Here is a 26,381-nt window from a genome sequence, read left to right on the forward strand (position 1 = left end):
TTCGGGGGATACAGATGCATCGATGGCCGATCTACGATGAACAGCAGATCGCGGACGTCTGTAAAGTCCTGCGATCAGGAGACGTCAACGCCTGGACTGGCCCCCATGTCCGCGCCTTCGAACAGGCCTACGAGCACCATCTCGGCATGCGGCATGCGATTGCGCTTGCCAACGGCACAGTCGCTTTGGATCTCGCCCTGCACGCGCTCGGTCTGCAGCCCGCCGACGAAGTGATCGTGACCCCGCGCAGCTTCATCGCGTCGGCATCGTGCGTGGTGATGGCCGGGGGCAGGGCGGTGTTCGCCGATGTCGATGCCGATAGCCAGAACATTACGGCCGAGACCATCGGCCGTTGCCTGACGAAAGACACCAAAGGCATCATCGCGGTGCATCTCGCCGGTTGGCCCTGCGACATGCCGGCGATCATGGCGCTGGCTGCCGAGAGGGGCCTCTGGGTCATCGAAGATTGTGCCCAGGCGCATGGAGCCTCCATCGCAGGCAGCCCCGTCGGCACGTTCGCGGATATCTCCGCCTTTTCGTTCTGCCAGGACAAGATCATAACGACGGGCGGCGAAGGCGGCCTGATCGCCCTGAATGACGAAGCCATGTGGCAAAAGGCCTGGAGCCGCAAGGACCACGGCAAAAACTACGACACGGTATTCAACACCGAGCATCCGCCCGGGTTCCGCTGGCTGCACGGGTCGATCGGCACCAATTGGCGCATGACGTCGATACAGGCGGTTCTGGGAACAGCCCAGCTCGCAGACCTTGCCGGCACCCAGCGCATCCGGGCAACAAACGCGGCCACCCTTCACGACGCGCTCATCGACCTGCCGGCGCTTCGCATTCCCATGCCGCCATCGGGGTTCGTCCACGCCTGGTATCGCTTCTACTGTTTCGTGCGGCCGGACGCGCTTGGGGACGGATGGGACCGGGACCGGATCATCGCGGAGATCAACGGCCATGGCGTGCCTTGCTTCAGCGGCAGTTGCTCGGAGATCTACCGGGAGCGCGCATTCACCGACATCGGCATGGGTCCATCATCCCGGCTCCCCGTGGCGCGCGCACTTGGGGAAACGAGCCTGGCCTTCCTGGTCGACCCCAGCTTCGACGAGCAGGCGATGACGGCAATTGCCGACGTCGTCCGGCAGGTTATCGCGGGCGCGACCGGGTGACCGGCGCGTCAGCGGGAGCGCAGATCGAGGCCGGTGGGCACGAGAAGATGCTTTGCCGCTTCCGAAAGCCTCGTTTGGCACAGCTCGAGGATCCGGTCAGCCTGTTTCTCGCTGAGATAGTCGAGGAAACCGCCTGCCTTGCCGCGACGCATCCGCAGGCTTTCGTCATCGCCGCGATCGTAGTCGTGCGCCGGAATTCCCTCCACCCGCTCGCGGCTTTGCATCGCGTCGAACTGACCGGCGTGCACAGCCTTCTGCAGGCTGGCGTCATCGACCTTGCAGCCAAGAAATTCAAGAACGCGGCGGGTGTTCATGACGGGATCGGCGGAAAGATCCTCGTAGCTGAGAACGGTGTGCCGGCGGCGTTTCAGGCCACCCGCCCACCCGTTGAGGTACTGGATCAGGGCAGGCGCCCCCTGCGCGCTGTCCTCGATGAAGGCGCCGATATCCCCTTCGAAGCGGTGCTTGTGCCGCGTCGCATGAAAATAGGCGGAGACCAGCACGTCGCGCGGATCCCTGACCATCATCACCACCGGGCGCATGAGGAAGCGGCTGGCGCGGTAGTCGAGATGGCTGACGAGAATTTTCGGGATCTGCCCGGAGGCGAAGCGAAACGCCGGAAGCCCTCTTACCGTGTCGAGGTCGTAGTTCGGCACGATCGAAAACATGTTGCGCAGATCGACCGGTTCGCATCCCCCCGCGACCGACGCGAAATAATGGGACAGGATGAACCGAAACCAGGTCCGGCCCGACTTCGGATAGGAAACGAGAAAAGCGTCGGCCGAAGCCGCATGCGACGTCAGCCGCACGCGCTTGCGAATGCGCCTGGCGACACGCTGCAGAATGCTGCTCATCGACATCCCCCTGATCGCGCGCTGGAGCCCGTCGCCGCAGCGATAAAATCAGAATATACTGCAACAGCATTCACGAAAGTAGCAACCATCGGTAATTTGTCCAAGGCCGTGCGGAGCGCGACGGGGAACATCGACGAATGACAAAGAGCCCGGACGCCGGCGTCCAAGATCGTCAGGCCGAGCAGGTGATAAGGACGACGATCGTCGTGCCGGCACTGGGTGCGGGCGGCACCGAGCATGTCGTCAGCCTCGTGGCAAATCACTGGTCGCGGCAGGGCCATGAGATCACCATCATAACCTTCGAGCCGCCGGCATCCGAGGCCTATTATGCGATCGATCCGCATATCGATATCTGGCGGCTCGGCGGCGCCGGCAAGCCGCGATCCAAACTTCATTCCGGCCTGATGGCACTTCGCCGTATGCGCAGGCTCAGGGCCGCCCTTCGGGCGTCCCGCCCGACATTCATCCTCAGCTTCCTCACGCGGACCAACGTGCTCACGCTTTTGGCAGGCAAGCGGCTGGGCGTGCCGATCATCGTGTCCGAGCGCAACAATCCCGAATTGCAGCCCTTTGGACGCGGCTGGCGGTGGCTGCAACAGCGTCTCTACCCAACCGCCTTCGGCCTGGTCACGATGACCCGTGGCGCACTCGAGACCTTTCCGCCAGTCATGCGCAAGCGCGGCTGGGTCGTACCCAACGCCTTCGATCTGCCGCCGGGGTGGAACAACAGGCGAGAGGACACCGTTCTGACAGCCGTCGGACGCCTGACCCATCAAAAGGGGTTCGACCTGCTGCTGGAGGCTTTTGCGAAGATCGCGCCGGATCTGCCGGAATGGCATCTGCGTATCTGGGGGGAGGGCGAGGACAGGGCAAGCCTGGAAGCGCTCAGGGACCGGCTAGGCCTTTCCGACCGTGTCAGCATGCCTGGCGTCACCGGTCGCCCGGGAGAGTGGGTGGAGACCGCCGACGTCTTCGTCCTGTCGTCACGCTACGAGGGCTGGGGCATCGTGTTGCTGGAAGCGATGGCCGCCGGAATTCCTGCTGTATCCTTTCGCTGCCAATGGGGGCCCGAGGAAATGATCAGCGATGGCGAAGACGGCATCCTCGTCGACAGGGAAGACGTCGATGCGCTCGCAGCCGCCCTTCGAAAAATACTCAAGGATCCGCTGCTTCGATATCACCTTGGACGCAGCGCGGAACAGAGTGCCCGCCGGTTCACGCAGGAAAGGGTGCTGGCCGAGTGGGATGCGGTTGCTGCCGCTGCTCACGGCGCGTCGGCGAACCCAAGCAGCGGTTGAGACCGGCCGTGTATCCTGAGGAACGCAGGTCGCCCGACAGTAAATAGAGCGGGCGCAAATCCGGCCATTCCGTTTTTATCGGAAACGTTTGCGTCGAGACCGACAGTATCGCGTCCCGTCTTCGGGAAGGCGAGGGGCACTTTGCCCCCCGCTGGTTTGAAAGGTGTGGCCTGCTTCCCGGCAGGCCAGGCCTCTTTAATTCGCGATTGGCATGCTTCCGGTTTCGCTGCTGCCGCCGCCGCTCTCACCGGAATTGCCACCGGTGTCGCCTGCACCGCCAGTTGCACCGCCGGCATCTCCAGTACCACCACCAGCACCGCCGGCATCACCCGTGCCGCTACCAGTGCCACCGCCATCTCCGGTACCACCACCGCTGCCGGCGCCATCTCCGGCACCACCGCCACTACCACCACCATCACCGGTGCCGCCACCAGTGCCACCGCCATCGCCCGCGCCACCACCGGTGCCACCGCCATCGCCCGTGCCACCGCCAGTGCCGCCGATGTCTCCAGCACCGCCGCTCTTGCCGCCGGTCTCGCCAGCACCGCCACTCTTGCCGCCGGTCTCTCCAGCACCGCCGCTCTTCCCACCGGTCTCGCCAGCACCGCCGCTCTTGCCGCCCGTTTCACTGGCGCCGCCGCTTTTGCTACCGGTGTCTGCGAATGAAGGTGCGGCATAACCAACCGCCACGATTGCGCAGACAGCAACTGTTTGAAGATACTTTTTCATGCCATTCTCCCAATATGGTTTGAGTACATGCCCAGCCGCCGAGCAATTACCCACTCCTCATCAACGAGGTTAGGCGCGGCCTACCGTGACCTCTACTAAACAGAGGTTGCGCGCACCGCTGACGGTGCCGATTGCCGGCCCGAGTGCTCACGGGAACTTGATCGGCGAAGAAAGATAAACCTTTCGGTTGCCACGGCTTTTTCAGCCGGCGACAAACTGCGGAGCGCTGGCTGCGCACAGAGTATATTTTTTCTCTTTTTCTAATTAAGCACTCAATAATTGAAAGATTGTGCTCTGCAACGAGCGCCCACTGGAACCATGACGTGTGCAATCCGGACGAGGATCGCGGCTGATTCCCGACATGCAAGGCGTTGATCGGCTGCGCGGTCCACATCGCACCACACGCGCGTCGCGGAAAAGCCACTCCCCGATCCCGATCCCGATCCGGACAACCTGCCCGCGTAACCGACATCCTGAAGGTCGCAGCCAGAGACTACGTTACAACCGATCAAGCATCGACACGCCGCGATTGCTGATGCGGCCTCGTTTCAAGTCGACGTTTACGCCCGACCGTGCTCGCGCATCGGGTTTGATTTCAGATCAGAACTTCTTTTTTACAGACAGCCGGTATCTTGTCAGCCGGCCCTGGTTGACGTACTCGAAACCCATAAGAACCAGGCTGATGAACGATGCAGACTGGTGGCGCTGGGTTTCGGCGCCAGACACCTCAGGACGTTGGGATTGCGATGAAACTTTACTTGGACTACCTGGCCGAGATCAAAAACAGAGAAACCCAGGGGCTTGCTCCCAAGCCGATCGACGACGGCGGCCTCATCGGTGAGATCATCAAGCTGATCGAGGATGCCGGCAACGAGCACCGCGCCGACGCACTGAAGTTTTTCATCTACAACACCCTGCCGGGTACGACCAGCGCGGCCGGCGCCAAGGCAGCGCTCCTGAAGAAGATCATCCTCGGCGCGACGGCCGTCCCGGAGATCTCCCCCGAATTCGCCCTCGAGCTTCTTTCGCACATGAAGGGCGGTCCCTCCGTCGAAGTGCTGCTGGACGTTGCGCTCGGCGACGATGCTGCGATCGCCGGGAAGGCCGGCGACGTGCTGAAGACGCAGGTCTTCCTTTACGACGCCGACATGTTCCGCCTGCGCGATGCCTTCAAGGCGGGCAACGCCGTCGCCAAGGGCATTCTCGAAAGCTACGCCAAGGCCGAATTCTTCACCAAGCTTCCGGATGTCGAGGACGAAATCAAGGTCGTGACCTTCATCGCCGCCGAAGGCGATATCTCGACCGACCTGCTGTCGCCCGGCAACCAGGCGCATTCGCGCTCGGATCGCCAGCTGCACGGCCAATGTATGATCACGCCTGAAGCGCAGCAGGAAATTGTCGCGCTGCAGAAGCAACACCCGGACAAGCGGGTGATGATGATCGCCGAGAAGGGCACGATGGGCGTTGGCTCGTCGCGTATGTCCGGCGTCAACAACGTCGCGCTCTGGACCGGCAAGCAGGCCAGCCCCTATGTGCCCTTCGTCAACTACGCTCCTGTCGTCGCCGGTACCAACGGCATCTCGCCGATCTTCGCGACAACCGTCGACGTGACAGGCGGCATCGGCGTCAACCTGAAGAACTGGGTCAAGAAAACAGGCGAGGACGGCAAGCCAATCCTCAACAACGACGGCAATGCCATCCTGGAGCAGAAGTTCTCCGTCGAGACGGGAACCGTGCTGAAGCTGGACGTGAAGAACAAGAAGCTGCGCGACGAGAGCGGCAACGAGCTGGTCGACGTCGCCGCCGCCTTCACGCCCCAGAAGATGGAGTTCATGAAGGCCGGCAGCTCCTACGCCATCGTCTTCGGCAAGAAGCTCCAGACCTTTGCCGCCCAGACCCTCGGCATCGAGCCCACCCCGGTCTTTGCCCCGAACAAGGAAATCACTGTCGAGGGCCAGGGCCTGACGGCGGTCGAGAAGATCTTCAACCGCAACGCCGTCGGCGTGACGCCGGGCAAGATCCTGCATGCCGGCTCGGACGTTCGCGTCAAGGTGAACATCGTCGGCTCCCAGGACACGACCGGCCTGATGACCGCACAGGAACTCGAGGCGATGGCGGCCACCGTGATCTCGCCGCTCGTCGACGGTGCCTATCAGTCGGGCTGCCACACGGCATCCGTCTGGGACAAGAAGGCGCAGGCGAACATTCCGAAGCTCATGTCCTTCATGAACACCTTCGGCCTGATCACCGCCCGCGACCCGAAGGGCGTCTATCATTCGATGACGGACGTGATCCACAAGGTGTTGAACGACATCACCGTGGATGACTGGGCGATCATCATCGGCGGCGACAGCCACACCCGCATGTCGAAGGGCGTGGCCTTCGGCGCGGACTCCGGCACCGTGGCGCTGGCGCTCGCCACAGGCGAAGCGACCATGCCGATCCCGCAGTCGGTCAAGGTGACCTTCAAGGGCACGATGCAGCCCTACATGGACTTCCGCGACGTCGTGCATGCCACCCAGGCGCAGATGCTCAAGCAGTGTGGCGACAACGTCTTCCAGGGTCGCATCATCGAAGTCCACATCGGCACGTTGCTCGCCGACCAGGCCTTTACGTTCACTGACTGGACAGCCGAGATGAAGGCCAAGGCCTCGATCTGCATCTCGCAGGACGAGACGCTGATCGAGTCGCTGGAGATCGCCAAGTCGCGCATCCAGATCATGATCGACAAGGGCATGGAAAACGCCGCCGGCACGCTGAAGGGCCTGATTGCCAAGGCGGACGCGCGCATCGCCGAGATCCGTTCGGGCGAGAAGCCGGCGCTTGCTCCCGACGACAACGCGAAGTACTTCGCCGAGGTCGTCGTGGATCTGGACGTGATCGACGAACCGATGATCGCCGACCCCGACGTCAACAACGCCGACGTGTCCAAGCGCTACACCCACGACACGATCCGCCCGGTCTCGTACTACGGCGGCACCAAGAAGGTGGACCTCGGCTTCGTCGGCTCGTGCATGGTGCACAAGGGCGACATGAAGATCGTCGCGCAGATGCTCAAGAACATCGAGAAGCTCGAGGGCAAGGTCGAGTTCAAGGCGCCGCTGGTCGTCGCCGCCCCGACCTACAACATCATCGACGAGTTGAAGGCCGAAGGCGATTGGGAAATCCTGCAGAGATATTCGGGCTTCGAGTTCGATGACCTGAAGCCGAAGACCTCGAACCGGACCGAATACGAGAACATCCTCTATCTCGAGCGTCCGGGCTGCAACCTGTGCATGGGCAACCAGGAAAAGGCGGAGAAGGGCGATACCGTTCTTGCGACCTCGACCCGCTTGTTCCAGGGCCGTGTCGTTGAAGACACCGCCGAGAAGAAGGGTGAATCGCTGTTGGCCTCCACCCCCGTCGTGGTGCTGTCGGCAATCCTTGGCCGCACGCCGAGCATGGACGAGTACCGAACCGCCGTCGACGGAATTGACCTGACGAAGTTCGCTCCGCCGAAGACGACCCCGATCGATAGCCTGTCGGTCCACTACTAGGCTTCGGCCTCATGACACAACGCCCCGCGAATACATCGCGGGGCGCTGGACGGTAACGTTTTGAGCGAGCCTGCAGAGACCGCCGAAGCCCACCACGCCTTTTCGTCGGCCCCGCGTGACGCGGCCTTCAAGCCAGGCGCAATCTTCCCGAAAATACCCTAGAAGCGCTTCGTGAAACTCGCGCGGAACGTTCGGCCCGGCGATGGGACAAGGCCCGTCGACAGCGGATCGAGATAGTATTCGTCTCCGACGTTTTCGACGCTGAAGTCCAGCGACGCATCCTCATCGACCTTGTAGCTGCCGAACAGATCGAGGATCCTGTTTGCATGGTAACCCGGCGCCTGCGTATGCGAGCCGGTGTAATGGGAGTAACCGCCGACGCGCTCCCCGAATGCGTATACCCGAGCGCCGAGCGTCAGCTTCTGATCGAAAAGACGCGTGCCCACCGTCAGGCTTCCCGAGTATTTCGGGGGAACATTCATCATCCCGTAGTCGAACGGCAGTTTCTCAAAACCGCAACCGGCCGGAATGACCAGCGTGATCAGGTTGGCCTCCTTGTCGCGGCAGAAACTTACATCCGTGTAATAGGTGAACGCCGCCTCGACGAAGAAGACTTCCGCGTCGTAGGATGCGGAGGTTTCGTATCCCCTGAACCGTGCGTCGGCGATGTTGTCCCACCGATAGAGCCAAAAACCTTCCGGCGTGACGTAGCGCTCCCGCCCGATGAAACCGCCATAGCTGTTGTCGAAATACGTGACCTTGAGCCTCAGCGCGTCGCCGGCGCGCAGGACATCGTCCTGCCTGACGTTGAACCCGAACTCCATGTTCGACGACGTCTCGGGCTTCAGATGCGGGTTGGGCGTAAAGCCGGTCGAAACGCCGGTTTCCCGCAGGCTGAACGGCCGCCAGCCCTGAGCATAGGAGGCAAACAACTGGACGCCATCAAAGGGTTGCAGCGTAACACCGACCGACGGGTTGACCCGGCTCGCCGAGGCATAATCGAAATCGTGTAGCGCCACATGCGCCCCCTGATTGTCAAAATAGTCTAAGCGCAATCCACCCATCAGCGAAAGCCACTCGTTGATTTCGAGCTTCGATTGATTGAATGCGCTCGCCAGAACGCGATTGCCGTTGGGATTTGCGCCGACATAGCTGCCGGAGATGCCGAGCTCTCCGTTCTCCTTTGCCGTCTCGTAAACCAGCTCGACGCCGTTGGTCATCGTCAGCATGCCGATGCCGGTCTCGAACTCCCAATCCGTGGAGAGGTCACCGCCCAGCGTCCTGATCGCGCTTTCGACCTCCGTCAATTTTCTGCCGCCCGACGTCGTGCCGCCACTGTAGAAATTGACGATGCCACCCTTCGTGGCGACGTCCGTGAGCCACACATTCGCGTTCAGGGCGAGAAGATTGTCGTGGGCGAACTGATATGCGTAGCCGGCTTTTGCCGTATGCGTCTGGGTTCTCGAGAGGTCGTTTTGCGCAAGGCGGTAGTAGGATGTCGGGCCGCTGATATAGGGCAGGAAGTTCTCGTCGATGTTGCCGTATTCATTGGCGTAGTAGATGTAGCTTAAGGACAGGGAGTGGCCGTCACCCCATTGCACGCTGCCCTTTCCTAGAAAGGATTCCATGTCCTGCGAGGTGTTGAAGACTTCCTTGCCGGGCTTGATCGGCGACAGAGCCTTGCCTGAATAGGTGGAGTGACCGTTCGAGCCGGCAAAATAGTTGCCCGACTTTCGCCGAGAAAAGCCGGTCAGCAGCTCATAGTCTTCCCCTGCCACGGCGCCGACCATGCTTCCCGAGAAAGCGTCGCCGTTGAAAATGTCCGAACTTGCGTCACGAGGAAATGTGATCGGATTGAAACCGAAGCCGAGCGCCGAAGCTGGGGGAGCGATGCTGTTGCCGCCCAACCCGCCCTTGACGCGCAAGGCCCAGTCGTCGCCGGGCTTCAACAGATCGCCGCCCTCAAGCGTGCGCATGTTGACCACCCCGCCCATGGCACCGACGCCGCCGGCACCGGCGCTCGGGCCCTTGGCGATGTCCACGCCGCCGAGAAAATCCGGATCGACGAACACTTCGTTGCGGCTGCCGCGATAGCCACGATAGGAATGGCTGCTCTGTCTGGTTCCATCGACCATGAGATTGACGCGGTTCTGGCCCTGAAGGCCGCGAATATTGACGTCGACCGATGCGCCGACCCTGTTACCGGAGGCAATGACACCGGGTGCCGATTTGAAGATGTCGCCGACGGATGTCGGCGGAACCCGGTCGATCTGCTCGGCGCTGATATGGCTGACCGACCCCGCGGTTTCATAAGGGATATCAGAGGGGGTTCGACCACCCTTGACGACAATCGGGCTGAGCGCTGTCGCGCCATCCGGATCGGGCAGCGCATGAGCCGCGCTATCGCGGTCGCTGACGGAAACAGAACGCGGGCCACTGAAACGGTGCGTCAAACCGGTTCCCGAAAGCAGGGTGGCGACCGCCTGCTGCGCCGTCATCGTTCCGCGAACCGGCTGACCGGCCCGTGACGCATTTGGGGTTTCGCCAAAGACGACGTCGATGCCGGTGACGCGCACGATGTCGTTCAGGGCCTCGCGGACGGGCTTTTGCGGAATGTCGAAGTCATATGTCCTGACGGCGGCCTGGGCAAAAGCCGGGCTCGGATACGAACCTCCGCCGCCAGCCGCTACCAATACCGTCGTCGCCAACAGAGCGAACGCCCCGCGCCTTACTCGTCTGCCCGTCATCTTGAACACTCATCCTTCGATACAAGAGTGAAGGCATGGTCCTCTTGACGTCGTCTGCCTTCCCATAAGCTCAATCGCGGGAGAGGGGCGCAGACCCTCACAAAAACGACGGGAACCGAAAAGAAATTTTGGCGCGCCTATCCGGCGATCGGGTCAGGGGCCGATCAGCGTCAGTCGGCCGCCAAGATGCGTCACGCGCATTCCGACCGATGCTTGAACGGCGGCGAGTGCCGCGTCCGGATCGTCAAGAGAAACGTTGCCGCTGACGCGGCGTTGGCCAAGTTCGGAACCGAGCAGGACGATGCGGCCCTTGCGATATCGGCCAATCTTTTCGAGGACATCGGTGAGCCGTTCGTTGGTGAATATGTAGCGGCCCGCGTGCCATGCCATGCTCGTTTCGAGATCGACGGTGCGTGCGCTCCCCAATCCGGCCGCGTCGTACTCGATCCTCTCGCCGGGTTTGAGGCGGACATCCAATTGCTGCCCGTTCAGCGACACGGCGACGCTGCCGCTCGCCAGCGTGACCGCCACTTTCCCGGAGCCGTCGAGCGCGACGTCGAACACCGTGCCGAGGACGAGCGCTTTGCCGTCACCGGCCTCAACGACGAAAGGCACGCCAGACGGCCGCACGTGAAGCGATACGGCGCCACGCCGCAGCCGTATCCGCCGTTCCCCGGGGGTAATGACGCTGTCGATTGCCGTGTCGGCGTCGAGGAGCACCGAGGAGCCGTCCGCAAGCGTGATCTGGCGACGCTCGCCGCGCGCGGCGACATGGTCCGCGCCCAAGTCCTGGATTAAATGCGGATGATCGAGCCACAGCCAGGTTCCGAGCATGATTGCCAGCAGCGAACCGGCCACTGTACCGCCTTCGAGGCGGCGGTTTCGTCGCTGTCGCTGGATCCTGAGGAGAGGATCAGCCAGTTCGCCGGCCAAGCCTTGTTCGACCGGCGAGCCGGCGGAACCCATCTGCGACCACAGCGCCTTCACATCTTCAAAGGCCGTCGCGTGCGCCCCCGATGCGTCGAGCCACTGGCCGAAATCCCGCATCTCCGCGCGCGTGGGTTTGCCGTTCATGCGCGTGAACCAGGCGACGGCTTCCTTGTCGATCAGCGATTTGTCTCGCGGCGAAACAGCCGAAGGGTCTGCCATGGATGGTCTTTTCTGAGCTATTCGTCTGTTGCCGGAGTGCCGCCGACGGCAGGATTGCGATGGCCTTGGCGGACGGATTGGCAGGCCACGATAGCCTTGGCGATCTCTCGCTCGACCGTGCTGTAGGACACGCCGAGCCCGTGCGCGATTTCATCATAGGTGCACTGGTGGAACCTGTTGAGCATGAAGGCCTGGCGCGTTCGCAGCGGCAATCGGGCAAGCACTTGCTCAAGGCATTGCAGCTCCTCGCGAGCGACAACCGCCTGGTCCGGCAGGACGACCGGCGGCGCGTATTGCTCCTCGGTGATCCTGCCGAAGAAGACCTTGCGCCGCGTCTCCGATCGAAAATGGCTGATGGCGACGAACCGCGTCGCTCTGGCGAGATAGGAAGGCGTGAGCGTGATGTGCTCTCTGGCTTTGGCAAGAACGGCGGCAAACACATCCTGCACGATATCCGGCGCCGCGACCGGGCCGATCCGCCTCGATGCAATCTGCTGCAGTCGCGCGCGCTCGGTCACATAGAGCTTCTCGAGTTCTTCCTTTTTCGCGCTCACCGTCGTGCGCCCCCTCCGTTGCTCGACGGGCGAGGCGCCTCCAGCAAAATCATGACGTCAATTGTCATGTTTTACTAGCAGGTGCGTTTTGGATTCGCAATCGACCGCCCTGATCATATTCCGAAGATTGATAGCGCGCCTCTCACCGCCCATGGCTGGCCGTCTCAGCTGGCCTGCGGCGACGTTCCGCCTCTCGGCCGATTTGCGCGCGCTCCTCGCATCGGCGAGCGAGCGTGCCAGGTCCACCAGTCGCTGCACCTGGGTTTGGGGCGCGCAATCTAATAGATTCCAGCTATCACATTCATAGTGACTATGAATTCGCACTATCCCCGACGATATGGCAAATGCTCGACCAGAACGGACGGAAATGAACAAGTCCCGCGGGTTCGCCCGCACGTGAACAACTGCAGGGAGCCGTACCTTCGCAGGTTTTCAAAGCGGTACGACCGATGTCGTGCCGCTTCTTTTTTTGAGACCTCCAACCTGACGGCACCCCATGAACCTCTATTTGTCCATCGTCGAACAGAACCTTCTGTCGCCGCCAGTCCTCTTCTTCTGCCTTGGCTTCATCGTCTCTGTCTTCGGAGCGTCGATCGCCCTGCCAGCCGGCGTGTCAAAGATGATCGCGATCTACCTGATGCTGGCGATCGGATTTAAGGGCGGGGCTGCGATCGGCATGGGCGCGCTCTCGACGGAGGTCATTCTGTGCCTGATCGTCGGCGTGGTCCTGTCCGGAGCGATGCCCTTCGCCGCATTTCGCCTGCTTGGACTTGTTTCGCCGCTACCGGCAGCGGACCGGGCCGCGATCGCAGCCCACTATGGCTCGATTTCGATCGTCACATTTACGGCCGCGACCGATGCCTTGATCCGGCTGGGTCTCGACTACAGCGCCACCATGGCGGCGGTTGCTGCCGCCATGGAAGCCCCCGCGATCATCAGCGCCGTCTATCTCCTGCAGAAGGCCGCATCGGGAAAATGCAGCGAGAACATGGTGGCCAGTCCAACGGTCATGCGCGAGGTGTTCTTCAACGTCACGATCGTCGTCCTCGTTGGCGCCTTCGCCATCGGTGCGGTGACAGGCGAGCGCGGGCTCTCGGACGTCTCCGGCTTCCTCGTCGATCCCTTCAGGGGTGTGCTTTGCCTCTTTCTTCTCGACCTGGGCGCTGTCGCGGGGCAGGGGCTGCGCACCGGTTGGCGTTCGCTCAGCTTGCCGCTGGTGCTGTTTGCCGCCTGGATGCCGGCGCTGTCGGCCATGCTCGCCTTTCTGTCGGCATTGGCGCTCGGTCTGTCGCATGGCAATGCTGCCTTGCTGATGACCCTTGCCGCCAGCGCCTCTTACATCGCGGCGCCCGCGGCCATGCGCATAGCCGCGCCGAGCGCGCGGCCGGGAATCTACCTGACCATGGCATTGGGGGTTACGTTCCCGCTGAATTTGCTGATCGGGGTGCCGCTCTATATTTCCCTCACCAGCGTTCTGGCACCGTAGGATATAGCGCAGGGTCTCCAGCTCTGACCAGACCGATGACGACGCCCGTCAGGCAATGCCCTTCAGACGGGCGACTTCGTCCGCTTCACGCGCGAGGATCTCATAGTGGCGCTGTCGCCCGCTGTTTTCGCGCCAGTAGAAGCCGACTTCGCGGCGTGCTGCCCAGTCCTCGATTTCGATCAACGTGACATCGTCGTCCTTGCGAAACTCCGCACGGGCATAGAGCTCCGGAAACAGCGAGCACCCCATGCCGATGGAGACCATCTGCCGGATGGAATCGAGACTTGTGCCCTCATAGTCGTCGATGACCTGCGCATCCGCAGCGCTCGCGAGATGCCGCACGTTCTCAAGCAGGCGGTGGCCGCTTCCGAGCGCCAGCAACGTTTCTCCTCTGAGCGCACTTGTCTTGACCGACCTCTGCGACGCCAGGCGATGCTCGGCCGGAACACCGAGAAAGATCTTCTCGTGACCGATGCGCCGGAACCTCAGGCCTGTGCGCTCCGGGGCAGGGCCGAGACCGCAATCCACCGTGCCCTCGGCGACCGCCGCCTCGATCCAGGCCGGGCGATCTTCGCGGATGTAGATCTTCAGGGCCGGGAATGTCCTGTGAATGCCGGGCAGGAACCCCGGAAGGAAATAGGGCCCGAACGTCGGTGCCGTGGCCATGCGGACCAGGCCACCAAGGCTCTGTGTGTCCTTCATGGCGCCTTCGACGAGATCGTCGACCGTCGCGAGCGCCATCCGTGCGCTGCGCGCCACGTCCTGGCCCGCCGGTGTCGTGGCCACGCTTGTCGAGGTTCGCTCGAACAGCGTTATCCCGAGGGATTTCTCGACAAGCCCGATCTGCACGGACAGAGTTGGCTGCGAAACATGGCAGCGCTTGGCGGCTTTGCCAAAGTGCCGCAGCTCGTCGAGGGCCGCTATGTATTCAAGCTGGCGCAGGGTCGGTCGGTAGGGCATAACTCATTGATAAACACTATCGTCGTGATTTCAACAATGAATTGGAACTATCGGAAGATTTCACCGATTGTTGCCCGGTCAAACAAGGGCATTCGCAATGGATCAGTTTCTGAAATCTCTCCGCAACCGCAAGGCGATCGTCGAAGCACGCATCGACGAGGAACGGGCGCGGCCCGCACCGGATCGTTTTCGCCTGCACACGTTGAGGCAGCTCAGCATGCAGTTTCGCACCCAGATCGAATTCGTCGAGCGCACGAACCGTCTGCTTCCCACTTGAAGAAGCTGCGCCATGCGTGACTGCACCGATCAAAGCGGCGGACACCGCTTGTCAGGAGAGCTTGAACCATTGAGCAGAGCCATCGCCGCGGACAGTCGGGCTTCAGGACCTTCCAGTTCCATAAGCTATCTTATCTGATCTTTCCGTGTAGCCGGGGTGGATTCCGCCTCGCCTCGTAGGATACGGATCAACCGTCAATATTTCGACGGAAAACCGGCGGGTGCGGTCAAGCGCGCTTGGCCAGCTGGTGCTCCCGCCAGATGGTGAAGAGGCCGGCCCCGACAACGATCGCTGCGCCGATCATCATGTTGAGCGTGACGATCTCGCCGAACAGGATGACGGCGATGGCGACGTTGAGAACCAGCTGGAAATAGGTGACCGGTTGCACTTCCGCAGCCGGCAGCAATCCGTAGGCTCTGATAAGGAAATAATGGCTGAGCGTGCCGCAGATGCAGAGCGCCGCCAATGCAAACCAGTCCGACGGCTGGACATCGGTCCAATAGAACGGGCCAATCATCGAGATCGCGACAGCGCCGGCGACGCCGGCATAAAACAGGCTGGTGACCGCCGAATCCTCGCGGCTGACCGCGCGCGTGGCAATGCTGTAGAGGGCAAACAGGACGGCTGCCGCCAGCGGAAGCAGCAGCGACAGGTCAAAGTGAACGTCGATCGGGTTTATGATCACCAGAACCCCGATCAACCCGACAAAGACGGCGATGCCGCGCCGCCAGCCGACGGCCTCCCCGAGAAGCGGTATCGACAGCACGGTGATGATCAGCGGCGTTGCCTGGAAGATCGACTGGCTCATGGCGAGCCCGGCATGCACGTAGGAAAAGACGATGATGACGATTTCCGCGACCAGCAGAAGGCCGCGCACGATCTGAAGCCAGGGCCGGCGCGTCCGGATCGCCCCGCGAACCCCGCCGGGGGATGACGCTGCGAAGCAGAACACGAAAAGCGCGAACGCCCAGAACCGGATCATGGTGATGAACAGCGCCGGATACCGGTCACCAAGATATTTGGTGATCGCATCCTGGCCGGCAAAGATGCAGATCGCCAGGAAAGCGAAGAGGTAACCGCGGGTCTTCGAGCTCATTGCACAAATTACTCATATTCAAGGTTCCCCCCGATAGCATGAAACAGGCGCGGTAGCTCAAGCGAAAAGGCAGTGGCTGCCCTGCCCGGCAGACAAGGCTGTGCGCTTGTCGAATCCCGCAATCCGCCCGCTTTGCAGAGTTACCTGTCGGACCGAGGCCTGAATTGCGCCCACACGGTGCCGCGACGGCTTCGCCCACCGGATCCGTGGCGCGTGCGAGCCCGACACATTCAGACACTCAGCCGTAGATGTCGCCTGTTATGGAAATGGAGCGGGGCGCGGGTGATCCGCGGCGAAGCCGGTCAGCTGTCCTCGCAAGGTCCAGATCAGGCGGCACTTCTCGCGAATGATCTCGCCCACCGCATTGAGGGCCTGAGGCGCCACTCGCTTCAAGATCACCGAGCCGAACCCGGAACGAGGCTCTCCCGAAACGGGGAACCGTGCCGAAGTTTTCTCATCCCAGCGGATCGAAAATTCGACCGCGCTGTCGGCCTCGGCGATTTCCCAGGAGATGACGATCGTGCCGTGTTTTCCGCTCAAGACCCCATGGCGAGAGGAATTGAGCGCCAATTCATGGAAGGCCATGCCCAGGTTTTCGACGGCTGTCGGTTTCAGCATCATGGCCGGACCATTAAAGGCCAGCGCCTCGTCATGGCCGAAGGGCTTGAGCTGTATCGCGATCAGGTCTGATAGTGCAGCGCCCTCCCAATCCGCCGACACGATGAGATCGTGCGATGCGGAAAGCGCCATGATCCGCTCGCGGATGTGCTGTTCAAAGGTCGCCAGATCATGATCGCCGCGGCTCGTCTGCCGGATCATTGACAGAATGATCGAGTACTGATTCTTGACGCGATGATTGACCTCGCGCAGAAGCACGCGAATGCGCCTCTCGCGATCCTTGAGCGCCGTGATATCCCGCGCGATGGCGGAAGCACCGACGATCCTCCCATCGGCACTCCTGATCGGCGACAGTGTCAGCGAGATCGTGATGTAGCTCTGGTCCTTGAGCTGCCTGACAGTCTCGAACGCCGCAATGTGGTCACCGACACTGACGCGCGCCAGGATATCGCGCTCTTCGTCTTCCAGGTGCGACGGGATCAGCTTGAAGATCGACGCGCCGATCATTTCCTCGGCGCTATAGCCGAACAGTTGCTCGGCCGCCCTGTTCCAGGTTCGCACCGTCCCGTCGAGGTCCTTGCTGATGATCGGATCAAAGGAGGAATCAACGATAGCTGCCAGTCTGGCGCGATCGAGTGCCACAGTATCGGTGCCTGCATTGCCGTTGCCCGGATGTCTTTTCATCGATCGCCTGTCCGCCCGACCGTCCCCGACTGTCTGGGATCAGCATTCCTGATTCATGTAATAGATCGTAAACGACGGCGACGGCTCGAATGTTCCGGAACCGGCCGCATGTTTCGTCACGGCGGCGATGGCGGTCGACAGCACACTCCACCGACTTCCGAGAACGGCCTTGTTCAACATCAAGGGAACAGAATGCGATGCCGCTCAGTTTGATAGGAAACCGGAGGAAAGACGATGCAAGACCACAAGCAATCACCCGCCGTTCAATCCCTGAAACAGGAGCGCGCCGAACAGGATGCCCGCAAGCGAAAGGGCCAGTTGCAGGAAGGGCTGGAAGATACTTTCCCTGCCTCGGATCCCGTTTCAGTGACCAGCACCTCCATCCCGAGCGGCAGAACGGATGCGGCCGAAGCGCAAAAGGTCAAGGATCAGCCGGAACAGGAGCCGGGCGTTCCCGGCGATGGCAAGCATAAACCCGCCCAACGACGTTGAGCATCCGGTCGACTGCCGCCCGAGAAACGGCCCGACACGCGGGTACTTCATCGCCACCCGTCTGGTGCGATCCTGCGCGTCAACGTCCTCATCAACGCGCCGACAGCGGGTCATTTCCGAAACGACAGCATCAACGGATGCGCGCAGTGCCATCAACGGATGCGCGCAGTGCCCAAGCAATGCGAATACCGGTTGACGGCCCGCTGGGGCTCGATACTCTCATTGTGGGGACAGGCGTCAAAGTGGGGGACACGATGGGCGTCGAACAATCGGACTTGGGCATGACCGCGGTCGAGGATGACATCGCGGAGACCGCGGCGACATATTGGCTGCCACCGGTTGCTGTCGACGTCGAAACGCTTCATCCGTCGCTACGCGCAGCTGTCGCATTGCGAGCCGATGCCGGAGGCTTTGCCGGTTACCACGCTCACGTCTATGCCATGCCAGGTGACGTCGAGTGCGGGCATTTCCACCTTGCAATCAATCCGCAGACGTCGAAAGCGGTCGGCCTTCACACCGTCAGCCTCGTTCTCGGCGAGATCTATGCCGAAGACATCGAACTGGCGGTCGGGCCAATCTGGCTCTACGCGGACAACGAAATCCAGGCCGCAGACGATCTCTACCAGATTCTGCGAGATGTCGGCCGCCTGGCCTGACCACGCGCCGAACGCAAGAAGACTTCCGCCATCGAGCGGTCGCGGCGGAGAGCCCTGCCCGGCTTCGGCCCATCAGCGCTCCACCGCTCAAAGGCCAATGCCGCACCACCAGGCGTCGGTGCTCGGCCCTAAACCGTGCCTGTCGAGCGCTGCCCCCTCTTCAGGCCGACAGTCGCGCTTCCAGAACCATGTTGAACGGGCCGGTCACCACCCTTTTCACCTGTTTGAAACCGCCCGAGCGGATGACTTCGGAAAGCTTCGCTTCGCCGGCCTGCGCCCCCAGCCCCTCGCCCACCTCCTGATCGAGGGAGGTCGGCACGCAGATCATCGTCGAGGCATTGTAATAGAGGCGCCCGACCGGGTTCATGTTGTCTTCCGGGCGATCGCCGGCCACAGGCTCGACGACCATCCAGGAACCGTCCTTCTTCAAAATGCGGCGCATATGATCGGCGCATCCCCTGGGATCGCCCATGTCATGAAGACAGTCGAAACTCGTCACCAGGTCGAAGTCCGTCTCCTTGATGTCCTTGGCGGTTGCCGCGACGAACTTGACCCGGCCCTCGACCCCGTGGGTGCGGGCATGGCTCTGCGCCTCCCTGACAGACGGCTCGTGAAAGTCGTAACCAACGAAGCTGGACTTGGGATAGGCTTGCGCCATCAGGATCGTCGAGAAACCGACGCCGCAGCCGACGTCTGCAACCTTGGCGCCGCTCGCGAGCTTATCTTCGATGCCCTGAAGGGCTGGCAGCCAGCTCTGGACGATATTGTTGACGTAGCCGGGGCGGAAGAACGCCCCGGTCGCGCAGAACAGGCAACCCGCCGAATCGCCCCACCGGACCCCCGCGCCGGTGCGAAAGGCGTGCTCGACCTTTTGTTCCCCTTCGATCATCGCGGCAGCGATGTCGAATGCGCCTTCGAGGTAGACGGGACTGTCCCGGTTGACGAATATCATCGCCTGCTCGGGCGAGAGGCTGAATGTCTCGGAACGGCTATCATAGTCGATGTATCCATTGGCCGCCTGTGCCAAGGCCCACTCCCTGACGTATCGCTCCGTCAGCCCACCGGCGGCAGCTGCAAGCCCCGCGGCCGTCAACGGCCCGTCGCGATCAAGTGTTGCGAACAGACCCAGTCTCAGGCCGAGCCTGACGGTCGGAACGCTGAACGCGCCGCCGAGATCGCCCAGCATCTTGCCGATAAATGAATGAAGCTTGGCTTCATCGAGCTGTACCATCTCATTCCCTCCCAAAATCATATGTTTGGCGGGAAGAACGCTGGCCGCGCATGGCGTACCAACGCACGCTCCGACACCGCGAAATATACCTGAAAGGCCGCCTTCTGTCATGTCGGCACCCCGGCGCGCGGCATGGCGGCCCGCGTTTTTTCGCCATCGGCTGCGCAGTTTACAGACACGGATGCCTAAACCGCGATGGGCGCCGTGACCCGCGATACGCGTCCAGTCAATATCGGTCGGCAATCCTCATCGCCGGGCTGTCCCGCTGGGGCATTGCAGTGTCGAGGTGTCGCGATTGCGCGCGCTCGCAACGGTTGAGCGGCGGACCCAAGCGAGAGACCGGCGCACCTGGCGCGGCGATGCCGGGAATGCGTTCTACCGCAATGCCCGCCTGAACGAGATCGTCGATCTCCTTGCCGGCACGGCCGAAAAACGTGGCATTGCCGGATTTCAACAGCACCACGTGTTTTCCCGCCTTCACGAGCCCGATCATCATGGCATGGATCTCGTCATGGCCGGTTCTGCCCCCGCCTTTTCCCAGACGCATGCGGCGGGCTTCCCGTCGGGCGAGTTCGAGCACATCGGCGCCGACGAGGTCGTCGAACAGGATGACATCGGCCGACTGCAGCGACCGCACCGCCTTCAGCGTCAGCAATTCGGCATCGCCCGGCCCGGCGCCGACCAACGTCACGCGACCGATGGCGGGGGCTTCCGCGAGCCGTTCGGCATCAGCAAGAAGCACCCCGCCCACGCCCTCCTCCGGCGTATCCATTGTCGAAAAGACACGGTCGCAAAAGCGCTCCCAGAAGCTCCGGCGCGGCAGGCCGGGCTCAAGGCGGCGGTTGACCTCCAGCCGCAGGGATTGCGCCAGTTCTGCCCAGGCTTTCAAGCCCAGCGGTAACAGCGTCTCGATCTTGCGGCGGATCGTCTGCGCCAGGATCGGAGCTGCGCCATCCGTCGATATCGAAACAATGACAGGCGAGCGGTTGACGATCGAGCCGAACTGGAACCGGCAGAATTCCGGCTTGTCGATGACGTTGACGGGAACGCCTGCCTTTTGGGCGGCGGTCGAGAACGCCAGCGCTTCCGCATCGTCCTCGCAATCGCCGACGGCAAGCACGGCGCCGTCAAGATCCGCCGGGGTCCACCGCCGACGATGCGGCACGAGGCGGGCTGCCGGATGCGCCGGCATGCGGACGAAAAGCGCCTCGAAAGCCTCGCCCATCACCTCGGCATAGATATCGACACGCGCGCCGCAGGCGGCCAGCAACTCCGCCTTCCAGAGCGCCCCGTCCGTGCCTCCGACGACGACGACGCGTTCGCCTTCGAGTGCAAAGAAGACGGGCAGCTTGGCGAGCGGTTCCATGCGGGCGGGCGCATCATTCCGCGGCCGTTGCAAGACATCCATCGACGATCCCCCTGATCTCCGCGCGGCACGAGCCGCAATTGGTCCCGGCATTGAGCGCGACGCCCACAGCCTCGACGCTGTGGCAACCGCTACGCACGGCAGCGACGATCTGGTTCACACCAACACCGAAGCAGGCGCAGATGGTGGCGCCGGGATCCGGCTTGTCCGCGCCGGGACGGCCGGCGACGAGGCCGAAGCGTTTGCGCATGTTGGTGTGCTCAGCACCGAGCTGCGCGATCGCCCAGTTTCGGGCGACGGCGACCGGCTCACACGCGAGGAAAAATGCCGCCAGAAGGCGCGTGCCGTCGAAGAAAGCGAGGCGGACGTCGCCGGTTTGCGCATCGGCGTAACCGAGCGGTTCGACAGTCTTCGGGATGGAAAAGACACGGCGGCACCAGTCGGCCCAGTTTTCGACCGGCCCGGCAAAGGCCAGTTCCAGCCGCCAGCCGCCGTCAGCCTTCGCAAGCGCCCAATAGGCTGCGTCCGCCTCGGTCGGCTTCGCGTGAGATACGGCAAAGGCGTAGTGCGCCACCTTGAACCTACGCGCGGCAACGGCGACGTTCTTGGAAGCGGGCTGGCCGGATACGCGATCCGTGATTGCCGGCACGACCGCGTCGATGCGCGCGTTGGCCGCGAACTGGTCGGTCCAGTGCATGGGTACAAAGATGCTGCCGCGCGCCTGTCGCTCGGTGATCAGCGCACGCACGACCGCCTTCCCCCTGGGGCTTTCGATCTCGACGAGGCCGGCATTGCCGACGCCGAGCTCGATCGCGTCGCGCGGATGCAGCTCGGCGAAGGGTTCGGCGATGTGGGCGGAAAGGCGCGCGCTTTTGCCGGTCCGCGTCATGGTGTGCCACTGGTCGCGGATGCGCCCGGTGTTGAGGGTAAAGGGATAGTCTGCGCAGGTACGATCGGCGTCCACTGGCCGCACCGCGACAAATCGGGCCTTGCCGTCAGCGTGGTAGAAACCGCCATCCGCAAAGAACCGGCTTTCCGCGCGCGCCTGCCCCGCCGGTTGCGGCCATTGGAACGGCGCAAGCGCTTCGTAAGCTTGTCCGATGAGGCGGGCATGAGCACCGATGTCAAAATCGCGACTGCCGGCGTTCTCGAATGCCGAAAGCGCTGCGTGTTCCGAAAAGATCTCCGCCGGGGCAGCGTAGGTAAACGCCTCGGCAAAACCCAAGCGGCGGCCGACTTCGGCCAGTTGCCACCAATCAGCCCGCGCTTGCCCCGGTGCATCGAGGAACGGGCGCTGGCGGGAGATACGGCGCTCTGAATTGGTGACCGTGCCGCTCTTTTCCCCCCAGCCCAGCGAAGGCAACAACACGTGGGCGTGGCGGGCCGTATCCGTCTCCTTCAAAATGTCCGAAACGACGACGAAGGGGCAGGCCCTGATCGCTGCCTCGACGGCGTCGGCATCCGGCATCGAGACGACCGGGTTCGTCGCCATGATCCAGAGCGCCTTCACGCGCCCTTCCGCCACCGCCTGGAACAGGTCGACGGCCTTGAGGCCGGGCTTTTCGGCAATGGCCGGCGAGCGCCAGAAACGCTGCACGCGATCGCGGTCGTCGGCGTTCTCGATCGCCATATGAGCGGCAAGCATGTTGGCAAGGCCACCGACCTCGCGCCCGCCCATGGCGTTCGGCTGGCCTGTCAGCGAGAACGGCCCCATGCCCGGCCGACCGATACGGCCGGTGGCAAGGTGGCAGTTGAGGATCGCATTGACCTTGTCGGTTCCCGAGGAGGATTGGTTGACGCCCTGGCTGTAGCAGGTCACGACCTTTTCCGTCGCGGCGAACAGGCGAAAGAACTCGCGCAACTGCATGGCCGGAAGTCCGGTGCGCTCGAGCACCTCGTCGAAGGAGACGGCGCCGGCGGCGACGAAGGCCTCCGCGAAGCCGGCTGTGTGCGCCGCTACATAGTTCTGGTCGATGGCGTTGCTGGAAACGAGATGTGCGAACAGGCCGACGAACAGCGCCACATCCGCATCCGGACGGATTGCGAGGTGCAGGTCGGCGATGTCGGCCGTCATGGTTCGGCGCGGATCGATGACGACCACCTTCATTTCAGGCCGTTTCGCCTTGGCCGCGGCAAGCCGTTGGTAGAGCACGGGATGGCACCAGGCGAGATTGGAGCCGGTGAGCACCACGAGATCCGCCAGTTCCAGATCCTCGTAGCATCCCGGCACCGTATCCGACCCGAAGGCGCGGCGGTGACCGGCGACGGATGAGGACATGCAAAGCCGCGAGTTGGTATCGATGTTGGCCGAACCGACAAACCCCTTCATCAGCTTGTTGGCGACGTAATAGTCCTCGGTCAGGAGCTGGCCGGACACATAGAAGGCGACCGAATCCGGCCCATGTTCGGCGATCGTTCGGGAAAAGCGCTCGGCGACGAGATCGAGCGCCTCGTCCCACGACGCCCGTTGTCCGCCGATTTCGGGATGCAGGAGGCGACCGTCGAGATCGAGCGTCTCGGCGAGCGCAGAGCCCTTCGAACACAGCCGGCCGTAGTTCGCGGGATGGTCCGGATCGCCCCTGACGGAAACGGCACCGTTATCGGCAACCGTCGCAATGACGCCGCAACCGACGCCGCAATAGGGACAGGTTGTCTTGACGGCCCCTTCCATCCTATTCGGCCGCCATCATCAGGCTTTCGAGCGCGACGAAGAGGGCGCCGTCGTCGTTGCGCAGCGCAATCGTCTTCACCGCCCCCTCGTCTGCACCGAGCGCCTTGCCGGTCTCAAGCGATATCACCCAATTGTGCAGCGGGCAGGTCACGGCCTTGGCATGGACGATACCCTGCGACAGCGGCCCGCCCTTGTGCGGGCAGTGATCCTCGATGGCAAAGACCTCGTTTTCCGCGGTGCGGAACACGGCGATCTTGCCTTGAGGGGTTTTGACGCAGCGCGCACCGCGCAGCGGGATGTCGGAAATGTCTCCAATGGGAAACCAGTTCATGGGAGACCTCCTATTCCGCGGCCTGGGGATAGCCGATGGTCGCCATCGGCCTGAATTCATGTTTGTCCTTGCCGGAGACGCGCTCCGACCAGGGGTCGACCTGGGCAAACTTCTGGCTGAAGACGAATCGGTCGTAGTAGGCCTTGCGCTTGTCCTGATCGCCGACGATCTGCCGGCGGATCTCTTCCAGGCCGATGCGTTTCGCCCATTTGTAGATGCGCTCGAGATAGCGTCCCTGCTCGCGGTACATCTGCGTCAGCGCCACGATATGCTCCAGCGCCTCGTCCTCGGTCTTCACCAGCCCGAGCACCTCGGTACCCTTGATGTCGAGGCCAGCCGCGCCGGCGAAATGGATCTCGAAACCGCTGTCGACGCAGATGACGCCGATATCCTTGCAGGTCGCCTCCGCGCAGTTGCGCGGACAGCCCGAGACGGCCAGCTTCAGCTTGGCCGGCGTCCAGGACCCCCACATGAACTTTTCGATGCGGATGCCGAAACCGGTGGAATCCTGCGTTCCGAAGCGGCACCAGTCCGAGCCGACGCAGGTCTTCACCGTGCGCAGGCCCTTGGCGTAGGCCTGGCCGGAGATGAAGCCGGCCTTGCCGAGATCTGCCCAGACCGCCGGCAGGTCCTCCTTCTCGATGCCGAGCAGATCGATGCGCTGGCCGCCCGTCACCTTCACAAGCGGGATTTCGAACTTGTCGACCACGTCGGCGATCGCCCGCAATTCACCTGAATTGGTGACCCCACCCCACATGCGCGGCACGACGGAATAGGTGCCGTCCTTCTGGATGTTGGCGTGGACACGCTCGTTGATGAAGCGCGACTGGTAATCGTCGGCATATTCATCCGGGAAATCGCAGACGAGGTAATAGTTGAGCGCCGGGCGGCACTTGGCGCAGCCGCAGGACGTCTTCCATTCGAGCTCCTGCATGACAGCCGGAATGGTCTTAAGCCCCTTGGCCTTGATCAGCCGGCGCACGTCGTCATGGCCAAGGTCCGTGCAACCGCACATCGGCTGGACCGCGGCGGGACTGTAACTCTCGCCGAGCGTCAGCGTCATCAGTTGCTCGACGAGGCCGGTGCACGAGCCGCAGGAGGCGGACGCCTTGGTATGGGCGCGCACCTCGTCAAGCGATGTCAGGCCCTTGTCGGCAATCGTCGAGGTGATCTTGCCCTTGCACACGCCGTTGCAGCCGCAGATTTCCGCATCATCCGGCAAGGCTGCAACGGCCGCCATAGGGTCCAGCGGAGCACCCCCCTGGTAACCCTGACCGAAAATCAGGGTCTGGCGCATGTCGGAGATGTCGGTCTCCTTCTTCTTCAGGTCGTTGAACCAGGCGCCATCGGCGGTCTCGCCATAGAGCACCGTGCCGATGATGCGGTTTTCCTTCAGCACCAGCCGCTTGTAGACGCCGGCCGTGGCGTCGCGCAGCACGATCTCCTCGCGGTCGTCGCCATCGGCAAAATCCCCCAGCGAAAAGAGCTCGATGCCGGTGACCTTGAGCTTGGTCGGCGTGTCGGAATGCACGAAGGCGGCAGCACGCTCGCCGGCTAGGTGCGAGGCGGCGACGCGGGCCATCTCGTAGAGCGGCGCGACCAGCCCATAGACCATGCCGCCCACTTCCGCGCATTCGCCGAGCGCCCAGATGCGGCCGTCCGACGTCTGCATGCCCTGGTCGACGACGATGCCGCGATTGACGGCAAGGCCAGCCTCCTTCGCAAGCCCGACGCTTGGGCGAATGCCGACAGCCATGACCACCAGCGTTGCCGGAATGATGCGGCCATCGTCGAGTTCGATACCCTCGACCCTGCCGTTGCCGACGATCGCCTTGGTGTTGGCCTTGCAGATGATCTTGATGCCGCGACTTTCGAGCTCTTTTTGCAGGAGATAGCCGGCAGCAGGATCGAGCTGGCGGTCCATCAGGGTCGGCATCACATGGAGGACCGTGACATCCATGCCGCGGCCGGCAAGGCCGGCGGCCGCTTCAAGGCCGAGCAGGCCGCCGCCGATGACAATGGCCTTCTCGCGCGACTGGGCGGCGAGCAGCATCGCCTGCACGTCGTCGAGATCGCGATAAGTGATGACGCCAGGCATGTCGTGGCCCGGCACCGGCAGGATGAAGGGCACGGAACCAGTGGCGATCACCAGCCTGTCGTAGCTTTCGGTGACGCCATGATCGGAGGTCACGGTTCTCGCATCACGGTCGATCGCAACGATGCGATGGCCCTTGTAGAGGGTAATACCGTGCTTGATGTACCAGCCATCGCCATGGATGATGATTTCTTCATAGTCTTTCTCGCCCGACAGCACCGGCGAGAGCATGATGCGGTCGTAGTTGACGCGCGGCTCGGCGTTGAAAATGGTGACCTCGTAACGGTCGGGCGCCTTTTCGAAGAGATGCTCCAGCATGCGCCCCGGCGCCATGCCATTGCCGATGATGACGAGTTTCTCGGTCATGGTCTGTCCT

The 26,381-nt window shown here is 62.6% G+C and carries 20 protein-coding genes; 8 read left to right on the forward strand and 12 right to left on the reverse strand.

The features are described from left to right. Positions 1 to 14 precede the first annotated feature (14 nt). Positions 15 to 1,175 carry a DegT/DnrJ/EryC1/StrS aminotransferase family protein gene (locus RTP54_RS25920; protein WP_312366516.1) on the forward strand — a complete coding sequence of 387 codons (1,161 nt, stop codon included), beginning with the start codon at positions 15 to 17 and terminating at the stop codon, positions 1,173 to 1,175. A gap of 8 nt (positions 1,176 to 1,183) precedes the next feature. On the opposite strand, the gene RTP54_RS25925 is transcribed toward RTP54_RS25920, so the two are convergent. Then, positions 1,184 to 2,029 carry a sulfotransferase domain-containing protein gene (locus RTP54_RS25925; RefSeq protein WP_312366518.1) on the reverse strand — a complete coding sequence of 282 codons (846 nt, stop codon included), beginning with the start codon at positions 2,027 to 2,029 and terminating at the stop codon, positions 1,184 to 1,186. 137 nt (positions 2,030 to 2,166) lie between these two features. On the opposite strand from RTP54_RS25925, the gene RTP54_RS25930 reads away from it, so the two are divergent. The 3 genes from RTP54_RS25930 to RTP54_RS25940 all read left to right on the forward strand — a co-directional run bounded on the left by RTP54_RS25930 (position 2,167) and on the right by RTP54_RS25940 (position 7,592). Next, a complete protein-coding gene (locus RTP54_RS25930) occupies positions 2,167 to 3,327 on the forward strand; it encodes a glycosyltransferase family 4 protein (protein WP_112811000.1) in 1,161 nt (386 codons plus the stop codon). Positions 3,328 to 3,468: 141 nt separating this feature from the next. Beyond that, positions 3,469 to 3,993, forward strand: a complete 525-nt coding sequence (locus tag RTP54_RS25935; RefSeq protein ID WP_312366520.1) for a hypothetical protein — start codon at positions 3,469 to 3,471, stop codon at positions 3,991 to 3,993. 809 nt (positions 3,994 to 4,802) lie between these two features. Next, a complete protein-coding gene (locus RTP54_RS25940; protein WP_312366522.1) occupies positions 4,803 to 7,592 on the forward strand; it encodes a bifunctional aconitate hydratase 2/2-methylisocitrate dehydratase in 2,790 nt (929 codons plus the stop codon). Between the two features lie 158 nt (positions 7,593 to 7,750). On the opposite strand, the gene RTP54_RS25945 is transcribed toward RTP54_RS25940, so the two are convergent. The 3 genes from RTP54_RS25945 to RTP54_RS25955 form a co-directional block, all read right to left on the reverse strand. Next, on the reverse strand, positions 7,751 to 10,339 hold the full coding sequence (locus tag RTP54_RS25945; RefSeq protein ID WP_312366523.1) for a TonB-dependent receptor domain-containing protein: 2,589 nt from the start codon (positions 10,337 to 10,339) through the stop codon (positions 7,751 to 7,753). A 153-nt stretch (positions 10,340 to 10,492) separates the two neighbouring features. Further along, positions 10,493 to 11,488: a FecR domain-containing protein gene (locus RTP54_RS25950; RefSeq protein WP_312366525.1), complete on the reverse strand. Its 996-nt coding sequence runs from the start codon at positions 11,486 to 11,488 to the stop codon at positions 10,493 to 10,495. A 17-nt stretch (positions 11,489 to 11,505) separates the two neighbouring features. Then, complete coding sequence (locus RTP54_RS25955; RefSeq protein ID WP_312366527.1) at positions 11,506 to 12,042, reverse strand: RNA polymerase sigma factor; 537 nt, start codon at positions 12,040 to 12,042, stop codon at positions 11,506 to 11,508. A gap of 496 nt (positions 12,043 to 12,538) precedes the next feature. Here RTP54_RS25955 and RTP54_RS25960 point away from each other — a divergent pair, with 496 nt between their 5' ends. Continuing rightward, positions 12,539 to 13,528, forward strand: a complete 990-nt coding sequence (locus tag RTP54_RS25960; protein ID WP_312366529.1) for a sodium-dependent bicarbonate transport family permease — start codon at positions 12,539 to 12,541, stop codon at positions 13,526 to 13,528. Between the two features lie 48 nt (positions 13,529 to 13,576). Here the strand turns inward: RTP54_RS25960 and RTP54_RS25965 are convergent, their stop codons facing one another. Further along, positions 13,577 to 14,488, reverse strand: a complete 912-nt coding sequence (locus RTP54_RS25965; RefSeq protein WP_312366531.1) for a hydrogen peroxide-inducible genes activator — start codon at positions 14,486 to 14,488, stop codon at positions 13,577 to 13,579. Between the two features lie 97 nt (positions 14,489 to 14,585). On the opposite strand from RTP54_RS25965, the gene RTP54_RS25970 reads away from it, so the two are divergent. Continuing rightward, positions 14,586 to 14,765: a hypothetical protein gene (locus RTP54_RS25970; RefSeq protein WP_112810992.1), complete on the forward strand. Its 180-nt coding sequence runs from the start codon at positions 14,586 to 14,588 to the stop codon at positions 14,763 to 14,765. Between the two features lie 226 nt (positions 14,766 to 14,991). Here RTP54_RS25970 and RTP54_RS25975 read toward each other — a convergent pair whose 3' ends face one another. After that, positions 14,992 to 15,861 (reverse strand): DMT family transporter, encoded by an 870-nt coding sequence (locus RTP54_RS25975; RefSeq protein ID WP_112810991.1) that lies wholly within the window; start codon positions 15,859 to 15,861, stop codon positions 14,992 to 14,994. 258 nt (positions 15,862 to 16,119) lie between these two features. After that, positions 16,120 to 17,163: a PAS domain S-box protein gene (locus RTP54_RS25980; protein WP_312366534.1), complete on the reverse strand. Its 1,044-nt coding sequence runs from the start codon at positions 17,161 to 17,163 to the stop codon at positions 16,120 to 16,122. 234 nt (positions 17,164 to 17,397) lie between these two features. On the opposite strand from RTP54_RS25980, the gene RTP54_RS25985 reads away from it, so the two are divergent. Both RTP54_RS25985 and RTP54_RS25990 read left to right on the forward strand, forming a co-directional pair. After that, positions 17,398 to 17,655: a hypothetical protein gene (locus RTP54_RS25985; protein WP_312366537.1), complete on the forward strand. Its 258-nt coding sequence runs from the start codon at positions 17,398 to 17,400 to the stop codon at positions 17,653 to 17,655. Positions 17,656 to 17,801: 146 nt separating this feature from the next. Further along, positions 17,802 to 18,311: a hypothetical protein gene (locus RTP54_RS25990; RefSeq protein WP_312366539.1), complete on the forward strand. Its 510-nt coding sequence runs from the start codon at positions 17,802 to 17,804 to the stop codon at positions 18,309 to 18,311. A 160-nt stretch (positions 18,312 to 18,471) separates the two neighbouring features. Here the strand turns inward: RTP54_RS25990 and RTP54_RS25995 are convergent, their stop codons facing one another. From RTP54_RS25995 to nirB, 5 genes are all read right to left on the reverse strand, one after another. Continuing rightward, positions 18,472 to 19,542, reverse strand: a complete 1,071-nt coding sequence (locus RTP54_RS25995; protein ID WP_112810987.1) for a class I SAM-dependent methyltransferase — start codon at positions 19,540 to 19,542, stop codon at positions 18,472 to 18,474. Between the two features lie 226 nt (positions 19,543 to 19,768). After that, a complete protein-coding gene (locus tag RTP54_RS26000) occupies positions 19,769 to 20,908 on the reverse strand; it encodes an SAM-dependent methyltransferase (protein WP_312366541.1) in 1,140 nt (379 codons plus the stop codon). Positions 20,909 to 20,921: 13 nt separating this feature from the next. After that, the gene (locus RTP54_RS26005; RefSeq protein WP_312366543.1) at positions 20,922 to 23,579 is read right to left on the reverse strand and encodes a molybdopterin-dependent oxidoreductase; all 2,658 of its coding nucleotides are present in this window, start codon (positions 23,577 to 23,579) and stop codon (positions 20,922 to 20,924) included. 1 nt (position 23,580) lies between these two features. Beyond that, positions 23,581 to 23,910 carry a nitrite reductase small subunit NirD gene (gene nirD / locus RTP54_RS26010; protein ID WP_112834058.1) on the reverse strand — a complete coding sequence of 110 codons (330 nt, stop codon included), beginning with the start codon at positions 23,908 to 23,910 and terminating at the stop codon, positions 23,581 to 23,583. Between the two features lie 10 nt (positions 23,911 to 23,920). Next, the gene (gene nirB, locus RTP54_RS26015) at positions 23,921 to 26,371 is read right to left on the reverse strand and encodes a nitrite reductase large subunit NirB (protein WP_312366545.1); all 2,451 of its coding nucleotides are present in this window, start codon (positions 26,369 to 26,371) and stop codon (positions 23,921 to 23,923) included. Positions 26,372 to 26,381 lie beyond the last annotated feature (10 nt).

The organism is Ensifer sp., from assembly GCF_031989085.1.
Classification (GTDB): Bacteria; Pseudomonadota; Alphaproteobacteria; order Rhizobiales; family Rhizobiaceae; genus Ensifer.

What these genes read in the sequence shown, in the direction of transcription:
- RTP54_RS25920 (WP_312366516.1), top strand. Translation starts at nt 15, where the DNA reads ATGCATCGATGGCCGATCTACGATGAACAGCAGATCGCGGACGTCTGT.
- RTP54_RS25925 (WP_312366518.1), bottom strand. Translation starts at nt 2,029, where the DNA reads ATGAGCAGCATTCTGCAGCGTGTCGCCAGGCGCATTCGCAAGCGCGTG.
- RTP54_RS25930 (WP_112811000.1), top strand. Translation starts at nt 2,167, where the DNA reads ATGACAAAGAGCCCGGACGCCGGCGTCCAAGATCGTCAGGCCGAGCAG.
- RTP54_RS25940 (WP_312366522.1), top strand. Translation starts at nt 4,803, where the DNA reads ATGAAACTTTACTTGGACTACCTGGCCGAGATCAAAAACAGAGAAACC.
- RTP54_RS25945 (WP_312366523.1), bottom strand. Translation starts at nt 10,339, where the DNA reads ATGACGGGCAGACGAGTAAGGCGCGGGGCGTTCGCTCTGTTGGCGACG.
- RTP54_RS25950 (WP_312366525.1), bottom strand. Translation starts at nt 11,488, where the DNA reads ATGGCAGACCCTTCGGCTGTTTCGCCGCGAGACAAATCGCTGATCGAC.
- RTP54_RS25960 (WP_312366529.1), top strand. Translation starts at nt 12,539, where the DNA reads ATGAACCTCTATTTGTCCATCGTCGAACAGAACCTTCTGTCGCCGCCA.
- RTP54_RS25965 (WP_312366531.1), bottom strand. Translation starts at nt 14,488, where the DNA reads ATGCCCTACCGACCGACCCTGCGCCAGCTTGAATACATAGCGGCCCTC.
- RTP54_RS25970 (WP_112810992.1), top strand. Translation starts at nt 14,586, where the DNA reads ATGGATCAGTTTCTGAAATCTCTCCGCAACCGCAAGGCGATCGTCGAA.
- RTP54_RS25975 (WP_112810991.1), bottom strand. Translation starts at nt 15,861, where the DNA reads ATGAGCTCGAAGACCCGCGGTTACCTCTTCGCTTTCCTGGCGATCTGC.
- RTP54_RS25980 (WP_312366534.1), bottom strand. Translation starts at nt 17,163, where the DNA reads ATGAAAAGACATCCGGGCAACGGCAATGCAGGCACCGATACTGTGGCA.
- RTP54_RS25985 (WP_312366537.1), top strand. Translation starts at nt 17,398, where the DNA reads ATGCAAGACCACAAGCAATCACCCGCCGTTCAATCCCTGAAACAGGAG.
- RTP54_RS25995 (WP_112810987.1), bottom strand. Translation starts at nt 19,542, where the DNA reads ATGGTACAGCTCGATGAAGCCAAGCTTCATTCATTTATCGGCAAGATG.
- RTP54_RS26000 (WP_312366541.1), bottom strand. Translation starts at nt 20,908, where the DNA reads ATGGAACCGCTCGCCAAGCTGCCCGTCTTCTTTGCACTCGAAGGCGAA.
- RTP54_RS26005 (WP_312366543.1), bottom strand. Translation starts at nt 23,579, where the DNA reads ATGGAAGGGGCCGTCAAGACAACCTGTCCCTATTGCGGCGTCGGTTGC.
- nirD (WP_112834058.1), bottom strand. Translation starts at nt 23,910, where the DNA reads ATGAACTGGTTTCCCATTGGAGACATTTCCGACATCCCGCTGCGCGGT.
- nirB (WP_312366545.1), bottom strand. Translation starts at nt 26,371, where the DNA reads ATGACCGAGAAACTCGTCATCATCGGCAATGGCATGGCGCCGGGGCGC.